Source organism: Micromonospora deserti (assembly GCF_003236335.1).
GTDB lineage: Bacteria > Actinomycetota > Actinomycetes > Mycobacteriales > Micromonosporaceae > Micromonospora > Micromonospora deserti.
On the sequence record NZ_POUB01000007.1, the window covers coordinates 1 to 21,559 of the forward strand.

The following is a 21,559-nucleotide window of genomic DNA, read 5'->3' on the forward strand; positions in this document are numbered from 1 at the left end:
GTGGGGGGGGGCACGGGCAGCCCCGACGTCTACATCCGCGAGGACCGCCCTGATCGACCCACTCGACACCTGGCTCGCCACCCCGTTCATCCTGGGCCTGAACGGAGCATGTCCGCCTTCTGGTCGGTCGGGCACCGGGCTCTCCGGTGGCGCTTGCGCCCCACCTTCGCGGTGTGTCGCTGAGAACCGTGAGAGCGACTTCTCATCCGGGTCTCATCTACAGCCGGCTACCGTGCGGGGTATGCGTCTGTTGGTGGTCGAGGACGACGTGAAGATGGCGGCCCTGCTCAAGCGCGGGCTTGAGCGCGAGTGTTACGCCGTGGATGTCTCGTCGACCGGGACAGAGGCCTTGTGGGCCGCGCAGGAGTTCCCGTACGGCGGCGTGGTGCTGGATGCGATGATCCCGGCACCGGACGGGTTCGAGGTGTGCCGGCAGTTGCGGGAGATGGGCAAGTGGATGCCGGTGATCATGCTGACCGCACGCGGCGCAGTCGGCGACCGGGTCCGAGGGCTCGACGCGGGCGCCGACGACTACTTGCCGAAGCCGTTCTCGTTCGCTGAGTTGTTCGCCCGGCTGCGGGCGCTGCTGCGCCGTGACCCTGGTGAGCGGCCGACCGTCCTGGCCGCCGGACCCCTGCGGCTGGACCCGGCCAGCCGGGAGGTGCGCCGGGGCGGGGTCCCGATTACGCTCTCGGCGCGCGAGTTCTCCCTGCTGGAGTTGTTGCTGCGCCGTAAGGGTGAGGTGCTCAGCCGCACCGCGGTCCTCGAGCATGTGTGGGACTTCGCCTACGACGGTACCTCCAATGTGGTGGACGTCTATATCCGATACCTGCGCGACAAGATCGACCGGCCGTTTGGCCGGAGCGCGATCGAGACCGTGCGGGGCGCCGGCTACCGGCTCCGCGCCGATGGCGGCTGATCGCATGGCGCCGCGCGCGTTCTCGTTGCGGGTACGCCTGGCGGCTCTGGCGGCTCTGGGGTCGGTCATCGTGCTCGGGATCGGCTCCCTGCTGCTCTACCAGGACCTGAGCCACCAGCTGAGCATCGCGATCACCAACGAACTCGCGGTGGCGGTGGACGACCTTGCCGGTGGCGCCCCACCGGTCGATTCCGCCCTGGTCACCGCCCAGTTGATTGACCTGTCCGGCGAGGTGCGGGCGCCGGCCGGCGAGCCCCCGCTGCTCACAGCCGAGGAACTCGCCGAGGTCAGCCGGGGCCAGATCGTGGTCGATCGACCGGTGCCCGGCATCGGGAAGGACGCGCGTCTGCTGGCCCGCCGTCTCGGGCAGAGCGGCGGGGAGCAGGTCGTGGCTGTTGGGGCGACGAGCACGGCGTCGCTCACCCACGCCCGCGGCCGGCTGGTGCTGGTGCTCGCCCTGGCCGGGCCGGTGCTGACGGTCGGCGTCGCGGTCGCCGCCTGGTTGCTGGCCGGGGCGGCGTTGCGCCCGGTGCGGTGGATGGCTGGCGAGGCGGCGACCATCTCCGCCGCCCAGGTCGGTCGGCGGCTGCCGCAGCCACCGGGTGGCGACGAAGTCGCGCAGCTCGGCCGGACTCTCAACGACATGCTGGCGCGAATCGAACGGGCCATCACGCACGAGCGGGCCTTCATCGACGATGCCGCGCACGAACTGCGTACACCTATTGCCGTACTGAGGGGTGAGATCGAGCTCGCGGCGCACGAGCCGGATCTGCCGCCCCCGGTGGCGGAGAGCCTGGCCAGTGCGCTGGAAGAGACCGATCGGTTGGCCCGCCTGACCGAGAACCTGCTCACCCTGGCCCGGGCCGACGCTGGCCAGCTCGCCCCTGGTGATGCCACCACCGACCTGGTCGCCGCCGCCCGGACCAGCGTGCGCCGGGTCCCGCTCGCCGACGGGATCAGTATCGAGGTGCGAAGGCAACCAGGCCCGAGCTGCCAAGAGCGGGAACCCGTGCTGGTGCGCGGCGAGCAGGAGTGGACCGGCCACATCGTACGCAATCTCGTCGGCAACGCCGGCCGGTACGCGCGGAGCCGCATCCTGCTGACGGTCACGCCGGAGGGTCGGTACGTCCGGCTTGTCGTCGCCGACGACGGTCCGGGATTCCCGCCCTCGGTGCTGCCACGGGCGTTCGACCGGTTTGCCCGGGCGGACGACGCTCGCGGCCAGCCCGGCGGGGCCGGCCTCGGCCTGGCCATCGTCGCCTCGCTCACCCGCGCGCTGGGGGGTCGCGTGACCGCTAGTAACGGGGCGCCACTCGGCGGCGCTCGGGTTGAGGTCGAGCTTCCACTGGCGTCTCATCCTGGTCTCATGGGCCGCGACGCATGCTGAACCCGTGGCAGGAGAACGGGGAGTCGTGCTCGTGGTCGAGGACGACCGTAAGCTCGCTCGGATCGTGGTACGCATGCTGGAGCGCGCCGGCTACCGGTGCGTGACCGGAGCGTCGGCGGACCAGGCGTTGCGGGCGGTCGACGAGCACCACCCGGACGCGATCGTGCTGGACGTGATGATCCCCGGACCTACCGGCATCGAGGTGTGCCGGCACCTGCGGGCTGATGGCTGGGTGGGCGGCGTCATCATGATCAGTGCCCGCAGCAGCCCGGCCGACCGGGCCACCGCCACCGCGGCTGGAGCCGACGCTTTCCTCGGCAAGCCGTTCCCGCTGGCCCAGCTAGTGTCCACGGTCGACAACGTCGTCCGGCCTCACTAGCTCTCGGTCGCGGCTCAGGAGGAGATCAGTCAGTAAGTAGACAAGTCGGACTTGGGGTGCGCCGGGGCCCCTAGCCAAGAAGATGGTCGATCAAGGGGCGGTTGGCGTGATCAGCCGGGGTGCGCTCGTCACGGGTTAGAGATCAAGTTAGGCGTAGTCGGCCTGCAGCGAACGCTGGGGGCGCTCCGAGGCGGAGCGCCCCCAGCGGCCTGCGGTCACTGGACGATGATCTCCACTCGACCGGAGTCGAGGGCGTAGCGGCCCCCGACCACCCGCAGCTTTCCGGACTTCACTGCGGCGCCGATCACAGGATTGGTACGCAGCTTGGCGACGACGTTGGCCACGTGCTGCCGTACCGCATGGTCGACCAGGTCGCCACCGTTTTCTTTGACCTTCTCCACCGCTGGCCGGATCGCGTCGATAATCGAATCCAGGTCGGTGCCGGTGGGCTCGCTGTGCTTTTCGACGGCCTCCACGGCGGCGGTGACCGCGCCACACTTCTGGTGGCCGAGCACGAGGATCAACGGCGCCCCCAGTTCTTGTACGGCGTATTGCATGCTGCCCACCGTCACCGGATCGGGGATATTGCCGGCGTTGCGTTCGACGAATAGGTCGCCGAGGCCGCGATCGAAGACCAGCTCCGGGGCGACCCGGGAGTCGGAGCACGTGAGGACCTGGGCGAACGGGTGCTGACCCTGCGCCAACTCGGCGCGGATCCCAGGGCTGAGATTCGGGTGCTCGAACTGGCCGCTGACAAACCGCGCGTTGCCCTCGAGGAGCCGGTCGAGTGCCTCCTCCGGTGACGTGACCGGCTTCTCCTTGTGGGAAACCGGATTCGTGGTCGAGGCGGCGCTGCCAGCGCTCGTGCCGCCCGAGTCGCCCGAGCCGCAACCGGCCAACGCGGCCGCGCTGCCGGCGCTGCCCACGAGTAGGCCACCGAGGCGTAGCAGATTCCGGCGATTGAGTGCCAGAGATTGGGAAGTGGTGTTGACCATGACAAAGAACCTAACCTCGGTGTTCCACTACGCCAAGCGTCGCCAGAGTTCGGCGATCGTGATTTGAAAGACAAGATGAAAGGACGATGAGAAGTGATCTAAGATACCGCGCCAAATTCTTGGGGGATCTCAAATCTCGCCTGGTTTGTTGGTGTGCGCGAGGTGGTGCCGGACGGGTAGGTCGTCGCTGCCGATCCGCGAAGCTGGGCGAGGACGCGGAGCGCGACGACGTCCTCGCAGAGGTGCAGGGCTGGCTGAGATCGCCCACTGGGTGCCGGCATCGAGCCGCCATCCAATGTGGGATCATGGCGGCTCATGCGCGCGATCTTCGCGCCGGAGCATTTGGAGGACTGTGTGCGCGGACTAGCGCGACGGCTGGCCATCTCGATTCTCTCCGCGACCGTTGCGGCGGTGACGCTCGCCTCGCCCGCACAGGCCGCGACGAATCCGTTCACCGCGGCGCAGGCATGCAACAACGACTTCGGTGGCTCGTGGGCCTACGCCAGTGATGGCCACCGGTCGATCTACGCGTCGGATGGCACCAAGGTGGGCGACGTCTACCTGATGTACAACAGCGCCAGCGGGTACAACTGTGTCGCCACCCTCAAGCGGGTGGCCGTTGGCTCGACGACCGGGGTTTCCGCCGGGATCCGGGTGGAGGGCGCCTCCTGGGTGTACGACTCTGGAAACTACAAGTACTACGCCGCGATCCAACGCCCTGCGCGGGACAAGTGCGTGATGTACAGCGGCGAGGTCCTGTACTTCACCAGCTGGGAGAGCGCTGGCCGGTACAGCTGGGGTAACTGCGGCTGAGCTGCCCTTAGCCCGTGATCGGCGCAACGCCGACGCGCGGCCGGCCCGGTCGGGCCGGCCGCGCTTCCTGTCACCGGTCAGTCGACGGTTCGCGGTGCCGTCCTGGCCGCCTCCGCGAGGGCCGCCGCCGCGCTGGCGTACGGGTTGTAGGTGTAGGTGCGGGCCACGCCGCCCGGAATCGTGAAGTACTCGGCGGACAGCTTCGCCGGGTCGCTGGCGATCTCTCCGCGGGCGGGTACGTCGTTGCCGTCGTCCCAGCCCCAGGGCGCATTGGCCGAGTTGGTCGAGCAGCTCCAGGTGCCGGAGCCGCAGTCGCCGGAGGCGTCGCCGGCGAAGGTGCCCAGGCCGGCGAACAGGCTCGGGGTGGACCGCTGCGCCCACAGGCCGTCAGCGGCGAAGATGTCGACCAGCCGGTAGCGCACGTCGCGGTCGTTTCCGTCGCTCGGCGTCTCGGCCACGGTCGACGGGTAGTAGACCAGGCCGTCGCCGTTGATCGCGTACTGGGGATATGCCTTCAAGCCGTGGCCTTGCGCCTCCTGCGCCGTCACCGGGTGCTCGAACGCGTCGTGCGGTGATGCCTGGAACTGTAGGGCGCCGTCGATGTTCTCGCGGCCGTCCGTCCAGGTGCTGCCGGCCGGCGTGTACGAGTAGAAGTCGCTGTGCGCGACGGTGACGGCGGCGCGCAGCACCCCGTACGTGGAGCCGTCGCGCTCGATCGCGAACAGCACGCCCTCGCCGTCGTTCTCGTGCTCGGTTTCGAAGAACGGGTGGTCCGCCCAGTCTCGAGGGTGGAAGAACAGGTACGTGATGTACCAGTGGGTGCTTGTCTCGACGACGGAGTAGTACACGTGCGCGGCGAGCGAGGTACCGGTCTGACCGGCCCGATCCCAGTTGTTGCGTCCGTTGAGGTCGCCGTCGAAGTCAATCCTGGCGATGTAGTCGGACCGACCGCCCAAGGCGTGGGTCCCGGTGGCGTCGACGTCCTGGTAGTGGATGGGTGCCCAGCGAAGGGCGAGCTGGCTCCGGCTGACCGCGGCGCCCGCGGGCACCGGCGCCGCGAGGTGCGCCGCCGCCAGTGTCGCCACGACACCTGCCGCCGCCAGCGCCCTCGCCACCCTGGATCCTCCCGCCTTGCTGCTTCTGTCGAGCATGCTGCCCTCCTGCGTCCGTGGAATCGATAGACCACTATGGATCCTCACGGTCCCGGACGCCCGGCCCGTGTCCGCCCGGCGACGAACAAATAGATGACGCTCGACAGCTGTGGTTGGTGTGCCTCCTGGCGCCCTGCTGTCCTGATGTGCGGGCTCGGGGGCCAAGCTCGCCGTGCTCCCGACCTGGCCGGTGCCGGTGCTCGCCGAGACCGTCGCCATGCTCGCCGACAGGTCCGAACTCGCCCGGCGCCGCGTCACGATGGCTGGTGCCGTAGGGCCCTCCCGGCCTCGTTGCTCCTCGCGACCGCTGGCGCTGCCGAGCGGAGAGCGGAGCGCAAGGTGGCCGTCATGGCGCTGCTCGGCCTTCGGCGCTTGGATGCCGTACGGCCGCGGCGCGGCTCGTCACCCCCGTGGCGCGGCACAAGACGGGGAACGGTGCCACCTCGGCCATGGGGCCGTCATCCCGCTGCTTGAGTGCCTCGCCGGCGTCGGCGCCACCTGGCGCCCTCCCCAGGGGTGGCCGCCAGGTGAACGCAGTCTCTCCTCCTCGAAAACTCTGGACAAATTTGGGCTCATCGGCCAGACGTACACCGTGCGGTGGAAACGGGAAGGAAGTTGACATACCTCTAAGTGCCCGCTAAAAATTTTCACAAGACATTGGAGACTCTGACGGACGTCTATCGGTGCCTCCAGTGGTTCCCGAACTCACCGAGGAGGCCAGATGGCCGAGGTCGTACGTACGGCACCGGACGGTGCGCGGGTTTCCGTGACGGTGCCTGCCACGGCAGGCACCCTGAAGTGGTACGGCACCATCCGATTCAACGGGCCCGACTTCCTCCGCGACTTCAGCTTCGCTGAAGCGGGTGCCCATCAGGTGATCCCGAAGAAGATCCTGCCGGGGGCACGTACCGAGGTGTTCCGCCGACGGGGCTTCGACCTCGTGGTGTACGAGGCGGCGGACCGCTCGGATGCCTGCCTGGTCATCGCTGGACCGCACAACGAGGCAACCACCTGGTTCGGCGGTCCAGCCCCGCGGCCGGCGGTGCTGAACCGGATCACGTCGATGGTGGACTTCGCAGACTCGCCGACCGGTGCACGGCTGACCCCGCGACCCGGCGCGAATCTTCAGCAGTTTGGGACCATGGTGATCGGTTCGGATGCCCGGATGACCATCATGATCAAGGATGCCCGGCAGGTTCGGGACCAGTTGCCCACCTGGCGGGGCCTGGTGCAAGGAGAAGCCGAGGTCTGGCGGTCCCGGATGGACGTGCACGAGACGAAGGCGGCCAAGCTGGCCGGCACCCCCTTCGAATGGCGCTACACGTACGCGAACCCGACCGCCGTGTTCGACGTCGCCTTCCGCGACGAGACGCCGCCCGGCATCACCCTCAACGTCGCGGTGGACGAGGACTATGTGAACAGCATGCTGTCCGGTCTGCGCGTCACCTGGGCGGGGTGACCGGTCGACGATGAGCCTGCCGACCGCTCTTGCTCTCCTTTCGCTGCTGGTCTCCGCCTTCGCCGTGCTCGCCGTCGGTGCGGTGTACGCCAGACTACGGCTGCTCGAGCGCACCGCGCTGAATCCGCACAGCGCGCTGCTCGCCGACGAGGTTCGGACGGTGCCGGCCGCGCTGTGGCCGCAGGGTGACCAGCAGCAAGCCGTGGTCCTGCAACTCAACGACAGCTGCGCGCTCTGTCACCTGGTCTGGGAAGCGGCGTCCGAGGACGCCACGATCCGCGAGGCCGCCGGTACGCGGATCATGGGACTGTTCGCCTCGTCGGAAGCGGCCAGCTCGTTCCCGGAAGCCTCCTCGGTGGAAATCGTCGTGGACGCTGACGCGTGGGCGGCCATGTCCGAGGGGTACACCCCGTGTGTCTTCCGCATCGACAACGCAGGCCGGGTCGCCGACCGCCGATTCGTCTACCGCGACACTGACCTGCCGGCTCTGCTAGCCCAGCTCGTCCCCGTACCCGAAGCCGAACCCGCCAGGAGTAGCCGTGCGCTTTGACCTCATCCCCGCAATGGAGACCGCTCCGGCAGACGCAACCCCGAGCCGGATCCGCGAACTCATTCCCAACCCGCCGGCGGCACGACGAACCCTGTTCAAAGGACTGGCAGTGGCGGCGATCTCGGCGACGCTGGTGCCCTTCGACTGGGCCCTCTCCCGCCGCCAGGCCGTCGCCGCGGACGCCCCCACGTCGGAGTGGACCGATCCGCACTGCGGCGGATACGGCGTGAACTACACCGGGCAGGCAACCAACTGGTGGTCAGGTGGCCCTTCCGAGTGTCACGGCGGCTGGCGCCGCGGCGGACGGCCGTGCAACGCCGAGAACCGCCACTGGGATGGTCACTTCACCTACAGTTCCCCGTGGTACGAGGACGTCTGGTCGCAACGCACCACGCACTACTGCAACGGCCGGAACGCCTGGCGGTGGTCGGCACCGAGCGGCAACACGTTCCGCTGCTCGGATGCCTGGACCCACATCTATTGGAGTGACGGGACCGACCGGGCCGACCTGACCATCGCCGTGTGCTTCGTCGGCGTCTACGGCTAGCGAGCACGCTCGTCATGACCACCAGCGCCACCGGGACGCCGACCCCGGGCCGGCTCCGCCGCATCCTGCTGCATCCGCTCACCGTGGCCCTGCCGCTCGTGGCCGGCGCCGCCGCTTCGGCGGCGCTGGCCGCGGTCGGCGCGGGCGCCGAGGGAACCCTCGGCGCCGCGCTGGCGTTGCTGGCGTTCGGCTGGGCGGGACTCAACGCCGGGTATGCCAACTCGGGCTCCACTTGAAGCAACAACTCGGCATTCCTGCTGAGCGCGCCGGTCTGGCGCGGTGTCGTTCCGCTCATGTGCTTCGGGCTCGGCCTGCAGTCCGGTGCGTTGCTGGTCGTACTCGTCGGTGCCATCCTCGGCGGGCTCGTCCAGGCGTTGCTGCCGCTCACCGTACGGCTGTCGCTGTTCGGCCTGCTGGCGGTGGCCGTACTGATACGCGAGGCCGGGCTGGTGAAACTGCCAGTGCCCGAGAACAAGCGGCTCGTTCCCGAGGAGGTGCAGCACCGGGGGCGGGTCGTCGGCACGATCCAGTTCGGCTTCGAGATGGGTACGGGCATGCGGACGTACTCGCCGTCGGCGCTGCCGCATCTGGTGCTGCTTGCCGTCCTGCTGGTGCTGCCCTTCCCGGGGGCCCTGGTGGCCGGCGCGGGCTTCGGCGCGGCCCGCTGGATCATGCCCGCGGCGAGCATCGGTTACGGAGGCGACGGAGGGTGGGAGGATCAGTGGCGGGCGAACCGCAGGTTGCTCGCCGTGGTGACGGCGCTGGCCACCGTGACGGCGATCGCCGCCGGCCTGGCTCTGATCGCCCGGTGACCCGTCTCGTGGTGGTGTACGACGGCGCATGCGGCGACTGTTCCGCGATCGCCGCGCGCCTGTCCGACGTCCTGGCCCCGGAGGTGCTGACCCGCTCCTGCCGGGATCCCCACCTGGCAACCGAGTTCCCGGTGCTGGCCGGGCACCTCAGGGACCGGCCCTGCCGCCGCCCACTCATGATCGTCGTTCGTTCGGGCGGGCGGGCCGAGGTGGCGAGCGGGTGGTCCATGCTGTGGGTCGCCGCCGGCCTGGTCGCGCCGCGCCGCTGGCGCGCCGCGCTCCGGCTGGCCCTGCGCGTCATCTGGGGCGGGATCGGTCGCCGCCCGTGGGCGGGATGGCCGAGGCGACGGTGAGCAATGTGCGGGAACTCCTCGACGTGCGATGGCGTCTCATCGCCATGAATATTCGTCGAAGCGGGCCGTTGGCGGTCGTTCCGTTGCTGTTGCTGCTGTCCACGGCCTGCGGCCAGCAGGGCGGCGCCATCGGCGCCGGGTTCTCCGGCTCTCCCGTGGTGTCCCACCCCGCGGACGCCGTGGTGTTCCAGATGGATCACGTCGGCGGGTTCGTGACGCCCGCAATGTTGGCTACCCGCCTTCCCTCCATCAGCGTCTACGGCGACGGGCGGGTGATCACCCAGGGGCCAGTCACCCTGGCCTATCCTGGCCCGGCGCTGCCCAACCTCCAGGTGGGCACGATCAGTGCCGCGGAAGTGGACAACCTGGTCATGCTGGCCCGCGGGGCGGGCGTGGGCAGTGCGGTGGACCTCGGCACGCCGCCGGTCGCCGACGCGCCCTCGACCCGGTTCACCGTGCTCGGTGAGGCCGGAGTCGAACAGCTGGAGGTCTACGCCCTCGCCGAGGCGGCCGGTACCGAGCCGGGCCTGACCGCGGACCAGCGGGCGGCCCGGGCCAAGCTGCGGGAGTTCGTCGAGGCGTTGACCAGTACATCGGGTCCGCTCGCGGGAGCGCAGGGTGGGGGTTCACAGCCGTACGTGCCAACCGCCGTGGCGGCCGTCGCCGAGCCGTGGGTCGCCGACGGCGGGGCCGGCGAGCAGCCCGAGGTGCCCTGGCCGGGGCCGGCGCTGCCCGGCGCCGACCTCGGCACCAATCTCGGTCTGGGCTGTGTGACGGTAACCGGCGATGCGGCGTTGACGCTGCTCACGGTCGCCGCGAGCGCCAACTCGGCGACCCCGTGGACCTCGGGCGGCCGGCGCTGGGCCGTCACACTGCGGCCGCTGTTGCCCGACGAGACGGACTGCGGCGACCTCGCGACCAACCGCTGATCCCGGCCGGAGCAGGACCCGCCATCGGCGCCGGTCGCGCACCTCGAGCCAGCCCAGCGCGCCTGGCCTTCCGACGTGACCGGAGCCGGCGGGGTCAATGCGGATCGTCGTCGCGGCCGGCGTTCACCGGCTTGGTGGAGCAGGTGGGCCCGCACGGCCGTCATGGTCGTGCGGGTGGGCGGTTCGAATCTGGCACCGGCGTCCTTGATGCGCTGCGTGGCGCGGCTGTGACGGTCAAGCTAGTCCGTGACCTTGCTGGCCGCACGGTACTCCAGGCCCGCGTACTCGGGGTGCCGGGCCAGCCATCCCGCGATGAAGGGGCAGATCGCCAGTACCCGCAGGCCGTCCGCCCGCGCTGCATCGAGACCCGCGCGGGCCAGTTGGGAACCCACACCACGCCCCTCATAAGCGGAATCGACCTCGGTGTGGGTAAAGACGACGAGGTTGTCCGTGCGGATGTACTCGGCGAAGCCGGCGATCGTGTCGTCGTCATGTGCCTCGAACCGGCGCATGGTGTGGTTGTCGGTCACGGTGATCATCGGGTGATCCTCGCAGCGGGCGGCGGTGGCCGCCAGAGCTGCCCGGGCAACACCGCGAGCTGACCTCCCGCGCGGCGCATGACCTGGTTCAGGCCCAGGGTGACGTCCAACCTATAATCTTGACTGATTCCAGAAAAGGGGCCAGACTTCCGGACGTGGCCAGGACCCTGGACTTCCAGCAGATGCTGCGCGGGGCCGCGTTGCGCGTGACCCGTCCTCGGGTGGCAGTGCTGAACGCGGTGCACGGGCATCCGCACGCCGACACGGACTCGATCATCGGTGTCGTGCGCACGGAGCTTCCCAGGGTGTCCCACCAGGCCGTGTACAACTCGCTGCACGCGCTGACGACCGCGGGCCTGGTGCGGCGCATCCAGCCGTCCGGCTCCGTGGCTCGCTACGAGTCGCGGGTCGGGGACAACCATCACCACGTCGTGTGCCGATCTTGCGGTCTCATCGCCGACGTCGACTGCGCCGTCGGCGAGGCACCCTGCCTGACCGCGTCCGACGACAGCGGCTTCTCGATCGACGAGGCCGAGGTCGTCTACTGGGGCCTGTGCCCCGACTGTTCCACCGCAGCCAATTCCTGATCCCTCTGATCCGCCACGTCACGGAAGGAACCCGATGTCCGAGAACCACGATGCCGTCGTCCATGACGCGAACGCGGGGAGCGAGTCTCGCTGCCCGGTCGCACACGGACGAGCCCCCCACCCGACCCAGGGCGGCGGCAACCGCGGCTGGTGGCCGAACCAGCTCAACCTGAAGATCCTCGCCAAGAACCCCGCCGTGGCCAACCCCCTCGATGCGGAGTTCGACTACGCCGAGGCGTTCAAGACCCTCGACCTCGCCGTTGTGAAGCAGGACATCGCCGAGGTCCTGACGACCTCGCAGGACTGGTGGCCGGCCGACTACGGTCACTACGGGCCGTTGATGATCCGGATGGCGTGGCACAGCGCGGGCACCTACCGCATCAGCGACGGGCGTGGCGGCGCCGGTGCCGGGCAGCAGCGCTTCGCGCCGCTCAATAGCTGGCCGGACAACGGGAACCTCGACAAGGCTCGCCGCCTGCTGTGGCCGGTCAAGAAGAAGTACGGCCAGCGGCTCTCGTGGGCCGACCTCATGGTCCTCGCCGGCAACGTCGCCCTGGAGTCGATGGGCTTCAAGACCTTCGGTTTCGCCGGCGGCCGTGCGGATGTCTGGGAGCCCGACGAGGACGTCTACTGGGGTCCCGAGACGACGTGGCTCGGCGACGAGCGCTACACCGGCGACCGAGAGCTCGAGGACCCGCTCGCCGCGGTCCAGATGGGCCTCATCTACGTCAACCCGGAGGGCCCGAACGGCAACCCGGACCCGATCGCCGCGGCCCGGGACATCCGCGAGACGTTCCGCCGCATGGCGATGAACGACGAGGAGACGGTCGCGCTGATCGCCGGCGGCCACACCTTCGGGAAGACCCACGGTGCGGGCACCACGGACCACGTCGGCCCCGAGCCCGAGGCCGCCCCGCTCGAGGAGCAGGGCCTGGGCTGGAAGAACACCTTCGGCACCGGCAAGGGCGCGGACACGATCACCAGTGGGCTCGAGGGTGCGTGGACCAACACCCCGACCGCGTGGGACAACAGCTTCTTCGAGATTCTCTTCGGGTACGAGTGGGAGCTGACGAAGAGCCCGGCCGGTGCGCACCAGTGGAAGCCGAAGGACGGCGCGGGCGCCGGCACCGTCCCTGACGCGCACGACGCGTCGAAGAGCCACGCCCCGACGATGCTGACGACGGACCTGGCGCTCCGCTTCGACCCGGTCTACGAGCGGATCTCGCGGCGCTTCCTCGAGAACCCGGACGAGTTCGCGGACGCCTTCGCCCGGGCGTGGTTCAAGCTGACCCACCGCGACATGGGGCCGATCGCCCGCTACCTCGGCCCGGAGGTCCCGACCGAGACGCTGCTGTGGCAGGATCCCGTCCCCCCGGTGACGCACGAGCTCATCGACGCTGAGGACGTCGCCACCCTCAAGGGCCAGATCCTCGCCTCGGGGCTGTCGGTGTCCCAGTTGGTCTCCACCGCGTGGGCGTCGGCATCGACGTACCGCGGCAGCGACAAGCGCGGCGGCGCCAACGGGGCGCGCATCCGCCTCGAGCCGCAGAACGGTTGGGAGGTCAACAACCCCGACGAGCTGGCGAGGGTGCTGCACACCCTGGAAGGGATCCAGGAGGCGTTCAACGCTTCCCAGACCGGAGGGAAGAAGGTCTCGCTCGCCGACCTGATCGTGCTCGGCGGGTCCGCGGCCGTCGAGCTGGCCGCCAAGAACGCCGGCCACGCCGTCGAGGTCCCCTTCACGCCGGGCCGCACCGACGCGTCGCAGGAGCAGACCGACGTGGAGTCCTTCGCCGCGCTCGAGCCGACCGCGGACGGGTTCCGCAACTACCTCGGCAAGGGCCACCGCCTGCCGGCTGAGTTCCTCCTGATCGACAAGGCGAACCTGCTGACCCTGAGCGCGCCCGAGATGACGGTCCTCGTCGGCGGTCTCCGCGTCCTGGGTGCGAACTACCAGCAGTCGCCGATGGGCGTCTTCACCGCGACCCCCGGGTCGCTGACCAATGACTTCTTCGTCAACCTGCTCGACCTGGGCACGACGTGGAAGGCGACGTCCGAGGACGCGAACACCTTCGAGGGTCGTGACCTCGCCACGGGCGAGGTCACGTGGACCGGCAGCCGCGTCGATCTCGTCTTCGGTTCGAACTCGGAGCTGCGCGCGCTGGCGGAGGTCTACGCGAGCGACGACGCGCGGGGGAAGTTCGTGCGGGACTTCGTCGCGGCGTGGGTCAAGGTGATGAACCTCGACCGGTTCGACCTCGCCTGATCCGGACGTCCAGGTCGGCCCGCCCGGGCCGACCTGGACGTCCTCGGTCCGGTGATCGATCCCCTCCGGTCCGGCACGCCGTTCCTGACGCTGCGTGAGCGTGGAGAACAGCTCCCACAGCAGCGTGTCCCGGGTGAGGAACAGGCCGGACGCCGTCCTGGCGTCGGCGACCGCCGGCTAGCCGCGCCTGCCGATCATCGCCGGTCGCTGGAGCGGCGGACGACGAGTTCCGGCTGGAACACGACGTGCCGGTGGCGGTGCGACTCGCCGGCCTCGGCCTCCTCCAGCAGCAGCTGTGCGGCCGTGCGCCCCAGTTGCTCGCGCGGCTGGCGGACCGACGACAGCGGGACCGCCGCGGCGTCGGCGAACTCGATGTCGTCGTAGCCGACGATCGCCACATCGTCCGGCACCCGCAGCCCGCGCCCGGTCAGCTCCTGGAGCACACCGAGCGCGATCAGGTCGTTGGCGCAGAAGACGGCGCTGGGGCGCTGCCGGACGGGCAGGGTCAACAGCTCCTCGGCGGCGCGCCGGCCGGCGGCCACCGTCAGGTTGGTCGTCGGCGCGACGCGCAGCTCCGCGGCGGGGCCGCGCTCGGCCAGCGCCGCCGCCGCGCCGGCGTGCCGGTCGGCCACCTGGGGGATGGAGAAGGGCCCACCGAGGTAGGCGATGCGGCGGTGGCCCTGGTCCAGGAGGTGCTCCATGGCCAAGCGGCCGCCCAGCACGTCGTCGACCGCCACCGAGCAGCGGCTGGCCCGGCCGGATCCGCGGTCGACGAGCACCACGGGAATTCCCCGGTTGTGGAGGCGTCCAAGGTTGGGCTGGCGGCCATGGCCGACCGGAGTGATGAGCACCCCGCGCACCCGCTGCTCTTCCAGCAGCTCGAGGTGCCGGCGTTCCCGCGCGCTGTCCTCGCCGCTGTTGCAGACGACGAGCATGGCGCCGGCCTCCTCGACTACCTGCTCGGCGCCGCGGACCACGTCGGTGAAGAAGGGGTTGGCCACGTCGAGGACGACGATGGCGATGGTGCGGCTCTGTCCGGCGCGCAGTTGGCGGGCGGAGTCGTTGCGTACGTAGCCGAGTTCGGCGATGGCGTCGAGGACCCGCTGGCGGGTGGCGGGGGCGACGTTGTTCGGCCGGTTGAGTACGTTGCTGACGGTGCCCAGGGACACACCGGCGTGCCGCGCCACCTCCTTGATGCTTGCCGCTGACATGGCTCCCTCGACGGTCTCTGGTGGACGTCCGACCTTCTGGGGCGCTCGATGCGGGAGTGCCCGACCGAAGTGGTGATCGGGAGCAGTCTATAACTTCCTAAAACGTTTCACACGCTCGCCCCCTGCGGCGGTTCGTCGACGGGACGGGCGCCCCCCCCGGGAGGTGAGAGTCCTCCGCGGCTACGCCCGCTAACCAAGGAGAAATCTCCTCGAAACTCTTGACGCGTGTGAAGGTGAGCCCCTAGCGTCCTATCCCAAGTTGCATGAAACGATTCAGAAGGGGGTCGGATGAGCCCCGACGCACGCGGGACGAAGGCGCCCCCGCTGCTCGTCCTCGACGACATCAGAAAGTCGTTCGGCGCTGTCGCGGCGCTGCGGGGAGTGCACCTGGAGCTTCACCCCGGTGAGGCCCACGCCCTGGTCGGTGAGAACGGGGCCGGCAAGTCCACCCTCGTCAAGATCCTGGCCGGCGCCCACGCGCCGGACTCCGGCCGGATGACCCTCGACGGGCACCCGCTGCTGCTGCGTGGGCCCGCCGACGCCCGGTCCGCCGGGATCGCCGTCATCTACCAGGAGCCGACGCTGTTTCCGGACCTGACGGTCGCGGAGAACATCTTCATGGGCCGGCAGCCCCTGCGGAGTTTCCGCCGCATCGACACCCGGGAGATGAACCGCGCCGCCGAGCGGCTGTTCGACCGCCTCGGCGTCCGGATCGACCCCAGCCGTCCCGCGCGCGGGTTGTCCATCGCCGACCAGCAGCTGGTCGAGATCGCCAAGGCGCTCTCCTTCGACGCCCGGATCCTGGTGATGGACGAGCCGACCGCCGCGCTCTCCGGCGTCGAGGTGGAACGGCTCTTCGGGGTCGCCCGGTCGCTGTGCGAGCGCGGCGCGGCGGTGCTGTTCATCTCGCACCGGTTCGACGAGGTGTTCGACCTGTGCCAACGGCTCACCGTGCTGCGCGACGGGGCTTGGGTCTCCAGCGACCGGACGGCCGACCTCACCGTCGACGAGGTGGTGCGGCGCATGGTCGGCCGGGACGTCGCCTCGCTCTACCCGAAGCAGGACGCGCCACTGCGCGACACCCTGCTGGAGGTACGCGGACTCAGCCGCGCCGGCGTCTTCTCCGACGTGTCGTTCAGCGTCCGCGGCGGTGAGATCGTCGCCCTCGCCGGGCTGGTCGGAGCCGGTCGGAGCGAGGTCGCCCGCGCCATCTTCGGCATCGACCGCCACGACGCGGGCGAGGTACGCGTCGCTGGGCGGGTCCTGCCCGCCGGCAGCCCGCGCAAGGCGATCGCCGCCGGGATGGCGCTGGTGCCGGAGGACCGTCGCCAGCAGGGCCTGGTCATGGAATTGTCGGTGGAACGCAACGCCACCCTGGCCCGGCGTCGGGCCCTGAGCCGGCTGGGCCTGCTCTCCGGCGGCGCCGAGCGGGCCGAGGCGCGCCAGTGGACCACCCGCCTGCAGGTCAAGACGTCCCGGCTCGCCGCGCCGGTGGCCACCCTGTCCGGTGGTAACCAGCAGAAGGTCGTCCTCGCCAAGTGGCTCGCCACCCGGCCGCGGATCCTGATCATCGACGAACCCACCCGCGGCATCGACGTCGGCACCAAGTCCGAGGTCCACCGGCTGCTGTCCGAACTGGCCGGTGAGGGCCTGGCCATCCTGATGATCAGCAGCGAGCTCCCGGAGGTGCTCGGCATGGCCGACCGGGTCCTCGTCATGCACGAGGGCCGCCTGGTCCGCGAGCTGTCCCGCGACGAGGCCGACGAGACGTCCGTGATGTTCGCCGCGACCGGTCAAGGAGCGACCGCATGAGCCTCACCGACACCGGCGTGACCGAACGGATCGCCAACACCTCGCCACCCGACGCCGGCCGACCGCGCCGCAGGCTCACCGAGCGGCTGCTCGCCGTACGGGAGCTGAGCCTGCTGCTCGCGCTCGGCGCGCTGATCCTGGTCACCATGCTGCACAACGACCGCTTCCTCAGCAGCCAGAGCATCAAGGACCTGCTGCTGGGCTGCGCGATCCTGGTGATCCTCGCGGTCGGCCAGACCCTGGTCATCATCACCCGCAACGTCGACCTGTCCGTCGGGTCGATCCTGGGGCTGGTCGCCTTCGCCACCGGCGAGCTGTTCCTCGCCGCGCCCGGAACCCCCTGGCCGGCCGCGCTCCTGCTCGGTGTCGCGTTGGGCGCGGTGTGCGGGGCGGTCAACGGCGGCCTGATCGCGGTGGCCAAGGTTCCGGCGCTGGTCATCACCCTGGGCACCCTCTACGCCTTCCGCGGCATCGACTACTACTGGGCCGCCGGCCAGCAGATCAACGCCGCCGACATGCCCCGGTCGTTCCTGCGCCTGGGTAACCAGACGTTGCTCGGCGTACCCGTCCTCTTCCTGGTCGCGCTGGTCGTGGTCGCCGCCGCCGGCTTCTACCTGCACTCCTACCGCAGCGGCCGCGAGCTCTACGCCATCGGCTCCGAGCCGGCGGCGGCCCGGCTCTCCGGCGTGCCGGTCGGCCGGCGGGTGTTCGCCGTCTTCGTCGCCAGCGGCGCGCTCGCCGGTCTCGCCGGCGTGCTGTACGCCGCCCGGTTCGGCACTCTCGATGCGGCCGCCGGCACCGGCCTGGAGCTCCAGGTCGTCGCCGCCGCGGTGGTCGGTGGTGTGGCGATCTTCGGCGGCAGCGGCAGCGTGTTCGGCGCGGCGCTCGGCGCCGTCCTGCTCACCACGATCGGCAGCTCGCTGGCAGTCCTGCGCATCGATCCGTTCTGGCAGCAGGCCGTGGTCGGTGCGCTCATCCTCGCCGCCATCGGCCTGGACCGGCTCCTGGCCGCGCGGATGGCGGCCCGGCTCAGAGGGAGAAGCGCACGTGGCGCATGACAGCCTGTACACCGCACCACCGTCCGGCGCGGTCGCCGGGCGGGAAAGGGGCCGCCTGGCCGGGCTGCGCGGCGCGCTCGGCTCCTGGGACGCGGCGATCGTGGCCGGGCTGGCGGTGGTGGTGCTGCTGGCCAGCGTGTCGGTGCCGAACTTCGCCACCGGCCGCAACGCCCAGTTCCTGCTGCTCGACCTGGTACCGCTGGCCCTGCTCGCGCTGCCGATGACGCTGATCGTCATCACCGGCGAGATCGACCTGTCGGTGGCCAGCATGGTCGGCCTCGGCAGCACCCTGATGGGGCAGATGTGGCTGTCCAGCGGGCTGTCGCTGGAGCTGATCTGCGTGCTGGTGGTGCTGTCGGGCGCCCTGCTCGGAGCGGTCAACGGCGTGTTCGTCACCGGCTTCGGCCTGCCGTCGCTGGCGGTGACGATCGGCACCCTCGCCCTGTACCGGGGACTGTCCTTCGTCGTGCTCGGCGACCAGGCGGTGGCCGACTTCCCGGCCGACTGGACCGACGCCGTGGTGCAACCGATCCCCGGTACGTCGATTCCCGTCATGGTCGTCCCGGTGCTTCTGCTGGCGCTGGTGTTCGGCGTCGTCCTGCACGCCACGCCGGTCGGGCGGGCGCTGTACGCCATGGGCAACAACGGCGAGGCCGCCACCTTCGCCGGCGTGTCGGTGGCCCGGACGAAGTTCTGGCTGTTCGTGGCCTCCGGGGCCGTCTGCGGGCTGGTCGGCGTGTTCTGGACCCTGCGCTACGCCAGCGCCCGCGGTGACAACGCCACCGGACTGGAACTGACCGTGGTGACCGCCGTGCTGCTCGGCGGCGTGTCCATCTTCGGTGGCCGGGGCGGGCTGCTCGGCGTGGTGGCCGGCGTCCTGCTCCTCGGTGTCCTGCGCAACGCGCTTCAGCTCGCCGATGTCGACGCCAACGCGCTGACGATCGTCACCGGCACCCTGCTCATCGCCTCCGTGGTACTTCCCCACGCGGTCGCGGACGTCCGCGCCCGGCTGCACCGCCGACGGCAACGCGCGCAGCTCACCGCGTCGTGACCGTCTCCACACCCCCACCTCCCCCGGAAGGATAACGATGTTCACCTCCAGACGGCTTCGCCTCGGAGCCACCGCCCTCACCCTGACCGCCCTCGTGCTCGGCTCCGCCGGCTGTGGCGGCACCACCCGGGAGAACTCCGGCACCGACGCCGGCGGCGCGCAGGCCAGCGGGGCCGCCAACCCGGACGCCCCGATCAAGGAGGGCCTCAAGATCGCCTTTCTGCCGAAGCAGGTGAACAACCCGTACTTCACCACCGCGGACAACGGCGGCAAGGAGGCGGTCACCGAGGTCAAGGGCGAGTTCAAGGAGGTCGGCCCCTCCGAGGCCAGCGCCTCGTCCCAGGTCAGCTACATCAACACCCTCTCCCAGCAGGGCATGGATGTCATCGTGACCTCGGCGAACGACCCGAACGCGATCTGCGGCGCGCTGAACCAGGCGAAGGCGGCCGGCGCCAAGATCGTGACCTTCGACTCCGACACCAAGCCCGAGTGCCGGCAGATCTTTGTCAACCAGGTGACCGCCCAGGGCATCGCGGAGAACCAGGTCAAGCTCATCTCCGAGCAGATCGGCGGCGAGGGCGAAATCGCCATCCTGTCCGCTACCGCCAACGCGACCAACCAGAACGCCTGGATCGAGCTGATGAAGCAGGAGCTGAAGAAGCCCGAGTACAGCAAGATCAAGCTGGTCACGGTGGCGTACGGCAACGACGACGACCAGAAGTCCTTCCAGGAGACCCAGGGCCTGCTGCAGTCGTACCCCAACCTGAAGGGCATCATCTCCCCGACCACCGTCGGTGTCGCGGCCGCGGCCCGCTACCTCAGCGGCTCGCAGTACAAGGGCAAGGTCAAGCTGACCGGCCTGGGCACCCCGAACCAGATGCGTGAGTACGTCAAGGACGGCACGGTCGACGCGTTCGCCCTGTGGAGCCCGGCCGACCTCGGCTACCTCGCCGCGTACGCCGGCGCGGCGCTCGCCTCGGGCCAGATCACCGGCGCCGAGGGCGACAAGTTCAAGGCCGGCAAGCTCGGCGAGTTCACCGTCGGCAAGGACGGGGTGGTCGTCCTCGGCCCGCCCACCGTCTTCGACAAGAACAACATCGACCAGTTCCAGTTCTGACCGCCGCTCGGTCGGTGCCGGCGCTCGCGGCCGGCACCGACCGGGGGCCCGACGGGAGAACCATGCCCCGTATCTGCTTCACCCTGCAGGTCGACCCGGCCCGGCTGGACGAGTACCGCGCCCGGCACGAGCGGGTCTGGCCGGAGATGCTCGCCGCCCTGGCCGAGAGCGGGTGGCGCGACTATTCGCTGTTCCTCCGCGAGGACGGCCTGCTCGTGGGGTTCCTGACGACCGATGACTTCGCGGCGGCCCAGGCCGCCATGCAGGCACACGACGTCAACGCCCGATGGCAGGCGGAGATGGCGTCCTTCTTCCTCAACCTCGACCACGAAACAGCCGACCGCGCCATGCGGCCGCTGGACGAGGTCTTCAACCTCGAGGCGCAGCTCGCCTCCCAGACGGGAGAAACACCATGACGCAGATTGACGCGCTGACCCGCGACCGGGTCAAGCGGGCCCTGCGCGCACAGCGCATCGAAACCCCGTCCTGGGCGTACGCGAACTCCGGCACCCGGTTCAAGGTTTTTCCGCAGGAAGGCGTGCCGCGTAACCCGTACGAGAAGATCGCCGACGCGGCCGTCGTGCACCGCCTCACCGCTGTGGCGCCGACCGTGGCCCTGCACATCCCGTGGGACCGCGTCGACGACTACGCCGACCTGGCGAAGTACGCCGCCGACCAGGGTGTCGCCCTCGGCGCGATCAACGCCAACGTCTTCCAGGACAACGACTACAAGCTGGGCAGCATCACCAACCCGGACCCGGCGGTGCGGCGCAAGGCCATCGACCACCTGCTCGAGTGCGTGGACATCATGGACCGCACCGGCTCCCGCGACCTCAAGCTCTGGTTCTCCGACGGCACCAACTACCCCGGTCAGGACGACATCCGCACCCGGCAGGACCGGCTCGCCGCCGCCCTGCGCGAAACCTACGACCGGCTCGGCGACGGCCAGCGGCTGCTACTGGAGTACAAGCTGTTCGAGCCGGCCTTCTACGCCACCGACGTGCCGGACTGGGGCACCGCGTACGCGCACTGCCTGGAACTGGGGCCGAAGGCGCAGGTGGTCATCGACACCGGGCACCACGCGCCCGGAACCAACATCGAGTTCATCGTGGCGTTCCTGCTGCGGGCCGGGAAGCTGGGGGCGTTCGACTTCAACTCCCGCTTCTACGCCGACGACGATCTCATGGTCGGCTCCGCGGACCCGTTCCAGCTGTTTCGCATCATGCACGAGATCATTCGCGGTGACGCCCTGCGCCCGGAGGCCGGCATCGCCTTCATGCTCGACCAGTGCCACAACATCGAGCCGAAGATTCCCGCGATCATCCGCTCGGTGCTCAACGTGCAGGAGGCCACCGCCAAGGCGCTGCTCGTCGACGCCGACGCACTCGCCGCCACGCAGCAGGCCGGCGACGTGCTCGGAGCCAACGCGGTGCTGATGGACGCGTACCACACCGATGTGCGGCCGCTGCTCGCCGAGCTGCGCGCCGACCTGGGCCTGGACCCGGATCCGATGGCCGCGTACGCCCGCTCCGGCTACTTCGAGAAGATCCGCGCCGAACGCGTCGGCGGCCAGCAGGCCGGCTGGGGCGCCTGAGCACCACCGAGAAACACAGACAGGGGACAT

Annotated in this window: 23 protein-coding genes; 19 read left to right on the plus strand and 4 right to left on the minus strand. The window is 70.0% G+C overall.

Translation table 11 applies throughout. From position 1 onward, the window contains the following. Nucleotides 1-241 precede the first annotated feature (241 nt). The 3 genes from C1I99_RS01965 to C1I99_RS01975 are packed head-to-tail and all read left to right on the plus strand — an operon-like array spanning nt 242 to nt 2,685. Nucleotides 242-919 (plus strand): response regulator transcription factor, encoded by a 678-nt coding sequence (locus tag C1I99_RS01965; protein WP_111132430.1) that lies wholly within the window; start codon nt 242-244, stop codon nt 917-919. Further along, the gene (locus C1I99_RS01970) at nt 909-2,306 is read left to right on the plus strand and encodes a sensor histidine kinase (protein WP_158553923.1); all 1,398 of its coding nucleotides are present in this window, start codon (nt 909-911) and stop codon (nt 2,304-2,306) included. Before C1I99_RS01965 ends, C1I99_RS01970 begins: the two co-directional genes overlap by 11 nt. A gap of 4 nt (nt 2,307-2,310) precedes the next feature. Then, nucleotides 2,311-2,685, plus strand: coding sequence for a response regulator transcription factor (locus C1I99_RS01975; RefSeq protein ID WP_158553925.1), 375 nt, complete (start codon nt 2,311-2,313; stop codon nt 2,683-2,685). A 215-nt stretch (nt 2,686-2,900) separates the two neighbouring features. On the opposite strand, the gene C1I99_RS01980 is transcribed toward C1I99_RS01975, so the two are convergent. Continuing rightward, nucleotides 2,901-3,680: a carbonic anhydrase gene (locus tag C1I99_RS01980; RefSeq protein WP_111132433.1), complete on the minus strand. Its 780-nt coding sequence runs from the start codon at nt 3,678-3,680 to the stop codon at nt 2,901-2,903. 315 nt (nt 3,681-3,995) lie between these two features. On the opposite strand from C1I99_RS01980, the gene C1I99_RS01985 reads away from it, so the two are divergent. Next, nucleotides 3,996-4,493 (plus strand): hypothetical protein, encoded by a 498-nt coding sequence (locus C1I99_RS01985; protein ID WP_111132434.1) that lies wholly within the window; start codon nt 3,996-3,998, stop codon nt 4,491-4,493. A gap of 77 nt (nt 4,494-4,570) precedes the next feature. Here the strand turns inward: C1I99_RS01985 and C1I99_RS01990 are convergent, their stop codons facing one another. Beyond that, nucleotides 4,571-5,644 (minus strand): hypothetical protein, encoded by a 1,074-nt coding sequence (locus C1I99_RS01990; protein WP_111132435.1) that lies wholly within the window; start codon nt 5,642-5,644, stop codon nt 4,571-4,573. Between the two features lie 721 nt (nt 5,645-6,365). Between C1I99_RS01990 and C1I99_RS01995 the strand changes: the two genes are divergently transcribed. The 7 genes from C1I99_RS01995 to C1I99_RS02025 are packed head-to-tail and all read left to right on the plus strand — an operon-like array spanning nt 6,366 to nt 10,294. Further along, nucleotides 6,366-7,103 (plus strand): hypothetical protein, encoded by a 738-nt coding sequence (locus C1I99_RS01995; RefSeq protein WP_111132436.1) that lies wholly within the window; start codon nt 6,366-6,368, stop codon nt 7,101-7,103. 10 nt (nt 7,104-7,113) lie between these two features. Next, the gene (locus C1I99_RS02000; RefSeq protein ID WP_111132437.1) at nt 7,114-7,653 is read left to right on the plus strand and encodes a hypothetical protein; all 540 of its coding nucleotides are present in this window, start codon (nt 7,114-7,116) and stop codon (nt 7,651-7,653) included. Then, on the plus strand, nt 7,643-8,200 hold the full coding sequence (locus C1I99_RS02005) for a hypothetical protein (RefSeq protein WP_146603866.1): 558 nt from the start codon (nt 7,643-7,645) through the stop codon (nt 8,198-8,200). Before C1I99_RS02000 ends, C1I99_RS02005 begins: the two co-directional genes overlap by 11 nt. 14 nt (nt 8,201-8,214) lie before the next feature. Further along, nucleotides 8,215-8,436 (plus strand): hypothetical protein, encoded by a 222-nt coding sequence (locus C1I99_RS02010; protein ID WP_111132439.1) that lies wholly within the window; start codon nt 8,215-8,217, stop codon nt 8,434-8,436. A 57-nt stretch (nt 8,437-8,493) separates the two neighbouring features. After that, entirely contained in the window at nt 8,494-9,012 is a 519-nt protein-coding gene (locus C1I99_RS02015; RefSeq protein WP_111132440.1) for a hypothetical protein, read from the plus strand. Next, complete coding sequence (locus C1I99_RS02020; RefSeq protein WP_111132441.1) at nt 9,009-9,365, plus strand: hypothetical protein; 357 nt, start codon at nt 9,009-9,011, stop codon at nt 9,363-9,365. The genes C1I99_RS02015 and C1I99_RS02020 overlap by 4 nt, the downstream gene beginning before the upstream one ends. Before the next feature lie 44 nt (nt 9,366-9,409). Beyond that, the gene (locus tag C1I99_RS02025) at nt 9,410-10,294 is read left to right on the plus strand and encodes a hypothetical protein (protein WP_111132482.1); all 885 of its coding nucleotides are present in this window, start codon (nt 9,410-9,412) and stop codon (nt 10,292-10,294) included. A 239-nt stretch (nt 10,295-10,533) separates the two neighbouring features. On the opposite strand, the gene C1I99_RS02030 is transcribed toward C1I99_RS02025, so the two are convergent. Then, nucleotides 10,534-10,833, minus strand: a complete 300-nt coding sequence (locus tag C1I99_RS02030; protein WP_111132442.1) for a GNAT family N-acetyltransferase — start codon at nt 10,831-10,833, stop codon at nt 10,534-10,536. 182 nt (nt 10,834-11,015) lie between these two features. Here C1I99_RS02030 and C1I99_RS02035 point away from each other — a divergent pair, with 182 nt between their 5' ends. Together C1I99_RS02035 and katG are read left to right on the plus strand one after the other, a co-directional pair. Beyond that, entirely contained in the window at nt 11,016-11,420 is a 405-nt protein-coding gene (locus C1I99_RS02035; RefSeq protein WP_111132483.1) for a Fur family transcriptional regulator, read from the plus strand. A 34-nt stretch (nt 11,421-11,454) separates the two neighbouring features. After that, the gene (katG, locus tag C1I99_RS02040; RefSeq protein ID WP_111132443.1) at nt 11,455-13,686 is read left to right on the plus strand and encodes a catalase/peroxidase HPI; all 2,232 of its coding nucleotides are present in this window, start codon (nt 11,455-11,457) and stop codon (nt 13,684-13,686) included. A gap of 194 nt (nt 13,687-13,880) precedes the next feature. Here the strand turns inward: katG and C1I99_RS02045 are convergent, their stop codons facing one another. Further along, on the minus strand, nt 13,881-14,897 hold the full coding sequence (locus C1I99_RS02045; RefSeq protein ID WP_111132444.1) for a LacI family DNA-binding transcriptional regulator: 1,017 nt from the start codon (nt 14,895-14,897) through the stop codon (nt 13,881-13,883). Between the two features lie 288 nt (nt 14,898-15,185). On the opposite strand from C1I99_RS02045, the gene C1I99_RS02050 reads away from it, so the two are divergent. The 6 genes from C1I99_RS02050 (at nt 15,186) to rhaI (ending at nt 21,529) form a co-directional block, all read left to right on the plus strand. After that, entirely contained in the window at nt 15,186-16,709 is a 1,524-nt protein-coding gene (locus C1I99_RS02050; RefSeq protein WP_111132445.1) for a sugar ABC transporter ATP-binding protein, read from the plus strand. After that, nucleotides 16,706-17,767, plus strand: coding sequence for an ABC transporter permease (locus C1I99_RS02055; RefSeq protein WP_111132446.1), 1,062 nt, complete (start codon nt 16,706-16,708; stop codon nt 17,765-17,767). Before C1I99_RS02050 ends, C1I99_RS02055 begins: the two co-directional genes overlap by 4 nt. Continuing rightward, on the plus strand, nt 17,757-18,818 hold the full coding sequence (locus tag C1I99_RS02060; RefSeq protein WP_233512265.1) for an ABC transporter permease: 1,062 nt from the start codon (nt 17,757-17,759) through the stop codon (nt 18,816-18,818). Before C1I99_RS02055 ends, C1I99_RS02060 begins: the two co-directional genes overlap by 11 nt. A 37-nt stretch (nt 18,819-18,855) precedes the next feature. Next, a complete protein-coding gene (rhaS, locus tag C1I99_RS02065) occupies nt 18,856-19,935 on the plus strand; it encodes a rhamnose ABC transporter substrate-binding protein (RefSeq protein WP_199561890.1) in 1,080 nt (359 codons plus the stop codon). A 62-nt stretch (nt 19,936-19,997) separates the two neighbouring features. Further along, nucleotides 19,998-20,351, plus strand: a complete 354-nt coding sequence (locus C1I99_RS02070) for an L-rhamnose mutarotase (protein WP_111132485.1) — start codon at nt 19,998-20,000, stop codon at nt 20,349-20,351. Continuing rightward, nucleotides 20,348-21,529: an L-rhamnose isomerase gene (rhaI, locus tag C1I99_RS02075; protein WP_111132448.1), complete on the plus strand. Its 1,182-nt coding sequence runs from the start codon at nt 20,348-20,350 to the stop codon at nt 21,527-21,529. Before C1I99_RS02070 ends, rhaI begins: the two co-directional genes overlap by 4 nt. The last annotated feature ends 30 nt before the right edge of the window (nt 21,530-21,559 follow it).

What these genes read in the sequence shown, in the direction of transcription:
- C1I99_RS02070 (WP_111132485.1), top strand. Translation starts at nt 19,998, where the DNA reads ATGCCCCGTATCTGCTTCACCCTGCAGGTCGACCCGGCCCGGCTGGAC.
- katG (WP_111132443.1), top strand. Translation starts at nt 11,455, where the DNA reads ATGTCCGAGAACCACGATGCCGTCGTCCATGACGCGAACGCGGGGAGC.
- C1I99_RS02050 (WP_111132445.1), top strand. Translation starts at nt 15,186, where the DNA reads ATGAGCCCCGACGCACGCGGGACGAAGGCGCCCCCGCTGCTCGTCCTC.
- C1I99_RS01985 (WP_111132434.1), top strand. Translation starts at nt 3,996, where the DNA reads ATGCGCGCGATCTTCGCGCCGGAGCATTTGGAGGACTGTGTGCGCGGA.
- C1I99_RS01965 (WP_111132430.1), top strand. Translation starts at nt 242, where the DNA reads ATGCGTCTGTTGGTGGTCGAGGACGACGTGAAGATGGCGGCCCTGCTC.
- C1I99_RS02030 (WP_111132442.1), bottom strand. Translation starts at nt 10,833, where the DNA reads ATGATCACCGTGACCGACAACCACACCATGCGCCGGTTCGAGGCACAT.
- C1I99_RS02010 (WP_111132439.1), top strand. Translation starts at nt 8,215, where the DNA reads ATGACCACCAGCGCCACCGGGACGCCGACCCCGGGCCGGCTCCGCCGC.
- C1I99_RS01980 (WP_111132433.1), bottom strand. Translation starts at nt 3,680, where the DNA reads ATGGTCAACACCACTTCCCAATCTCTGGCACTCAATCGCCGGAATCTG.
- C1I99_RS02000 (WP_111132437.1), top strand. Translation starts at nt 7,114, where the DNA reads ATGAGCCTGCCGACCGCTCTTGCTCTCCTTTCGCTGCTGGTCTCCGCC.
- C1I99_RS02035 (WP_111132483.1), top strand. Translation starts at nt 11,016, where the DNA reads ATGCTGCGCGGGGCCGCGTTGCGCGTGACCCGTCCTCGGGTGGCAGTG.
- C1I99_RS02015 (WP_111132440.1), top strand. Translation starts at nt 8,494, where the DNA reads ATGTGCTTCGGGCTCGGCCTGCAGTCCGGTGCGTTGCTGGTCGTACTC.
- rhaI (WP_111132448.1), top strand. Translation starts at nt 20,348, where the DNA reads ATGACGCAGATTGACGCGCTGACCCGCGACCGGGTCAAGCGGGCCCTG.
- C1I99_RS02025 (WP_111132482.1), top strand. Translation starts at nt 9,410, where the DNA reads ATGAATATTCGTCGAAGCGGGCCGTTGGCGGTCGTTCCGTTGCTGTTG.
- C1I99_RS02055 (WP_111132446.1), top strand. Translation starts at nt 16,706, where the DNA reads ATGAGCCTCACCGACACCGGCGTGACCGAACGGATCGCCAACACCTCG.
- C1I99_RS01995 (WP_111132436.1), top strand. Translation starts at nt 6,366, where the DNA reads ATGGCCGAGGTCGTACGTACGGCACCGGACGGTGCGCGGGTTTCCGTG.
- C1I99_RS01990 (WP_111132435.1), bottom strand. Translation starts at nt 5,644, where the DNA reads ATGCTCGACAGAAGCAGCAAGGCGGGAGGATCCAGGGTGGCGAGGGCG.
- C1I99_RS02045 (WP_111132444.1), bottom strand. Translation starts at nt 14,897, where the DNA reads ATGTCAGCGGCAAGCATCAAGGAGGTGGCGCGGCACGCCGGTGTGTCC.
- rhaS (WP_199561890.1), top strand. Translation starts at nt 18,856, where the DNA reads ATGTTCACCTCCAGACGGCTTCGCCTCGGAGCCACCGCCCTCACCCTG.
- C1I99_RS01970 (WP_158553923.1), top strand. Translation starts at nt 909, where the DNA reads ATGGCGGCTGATCGCATGGCGCCGCGCGCGTTCTCGTTGCGGGTACGC.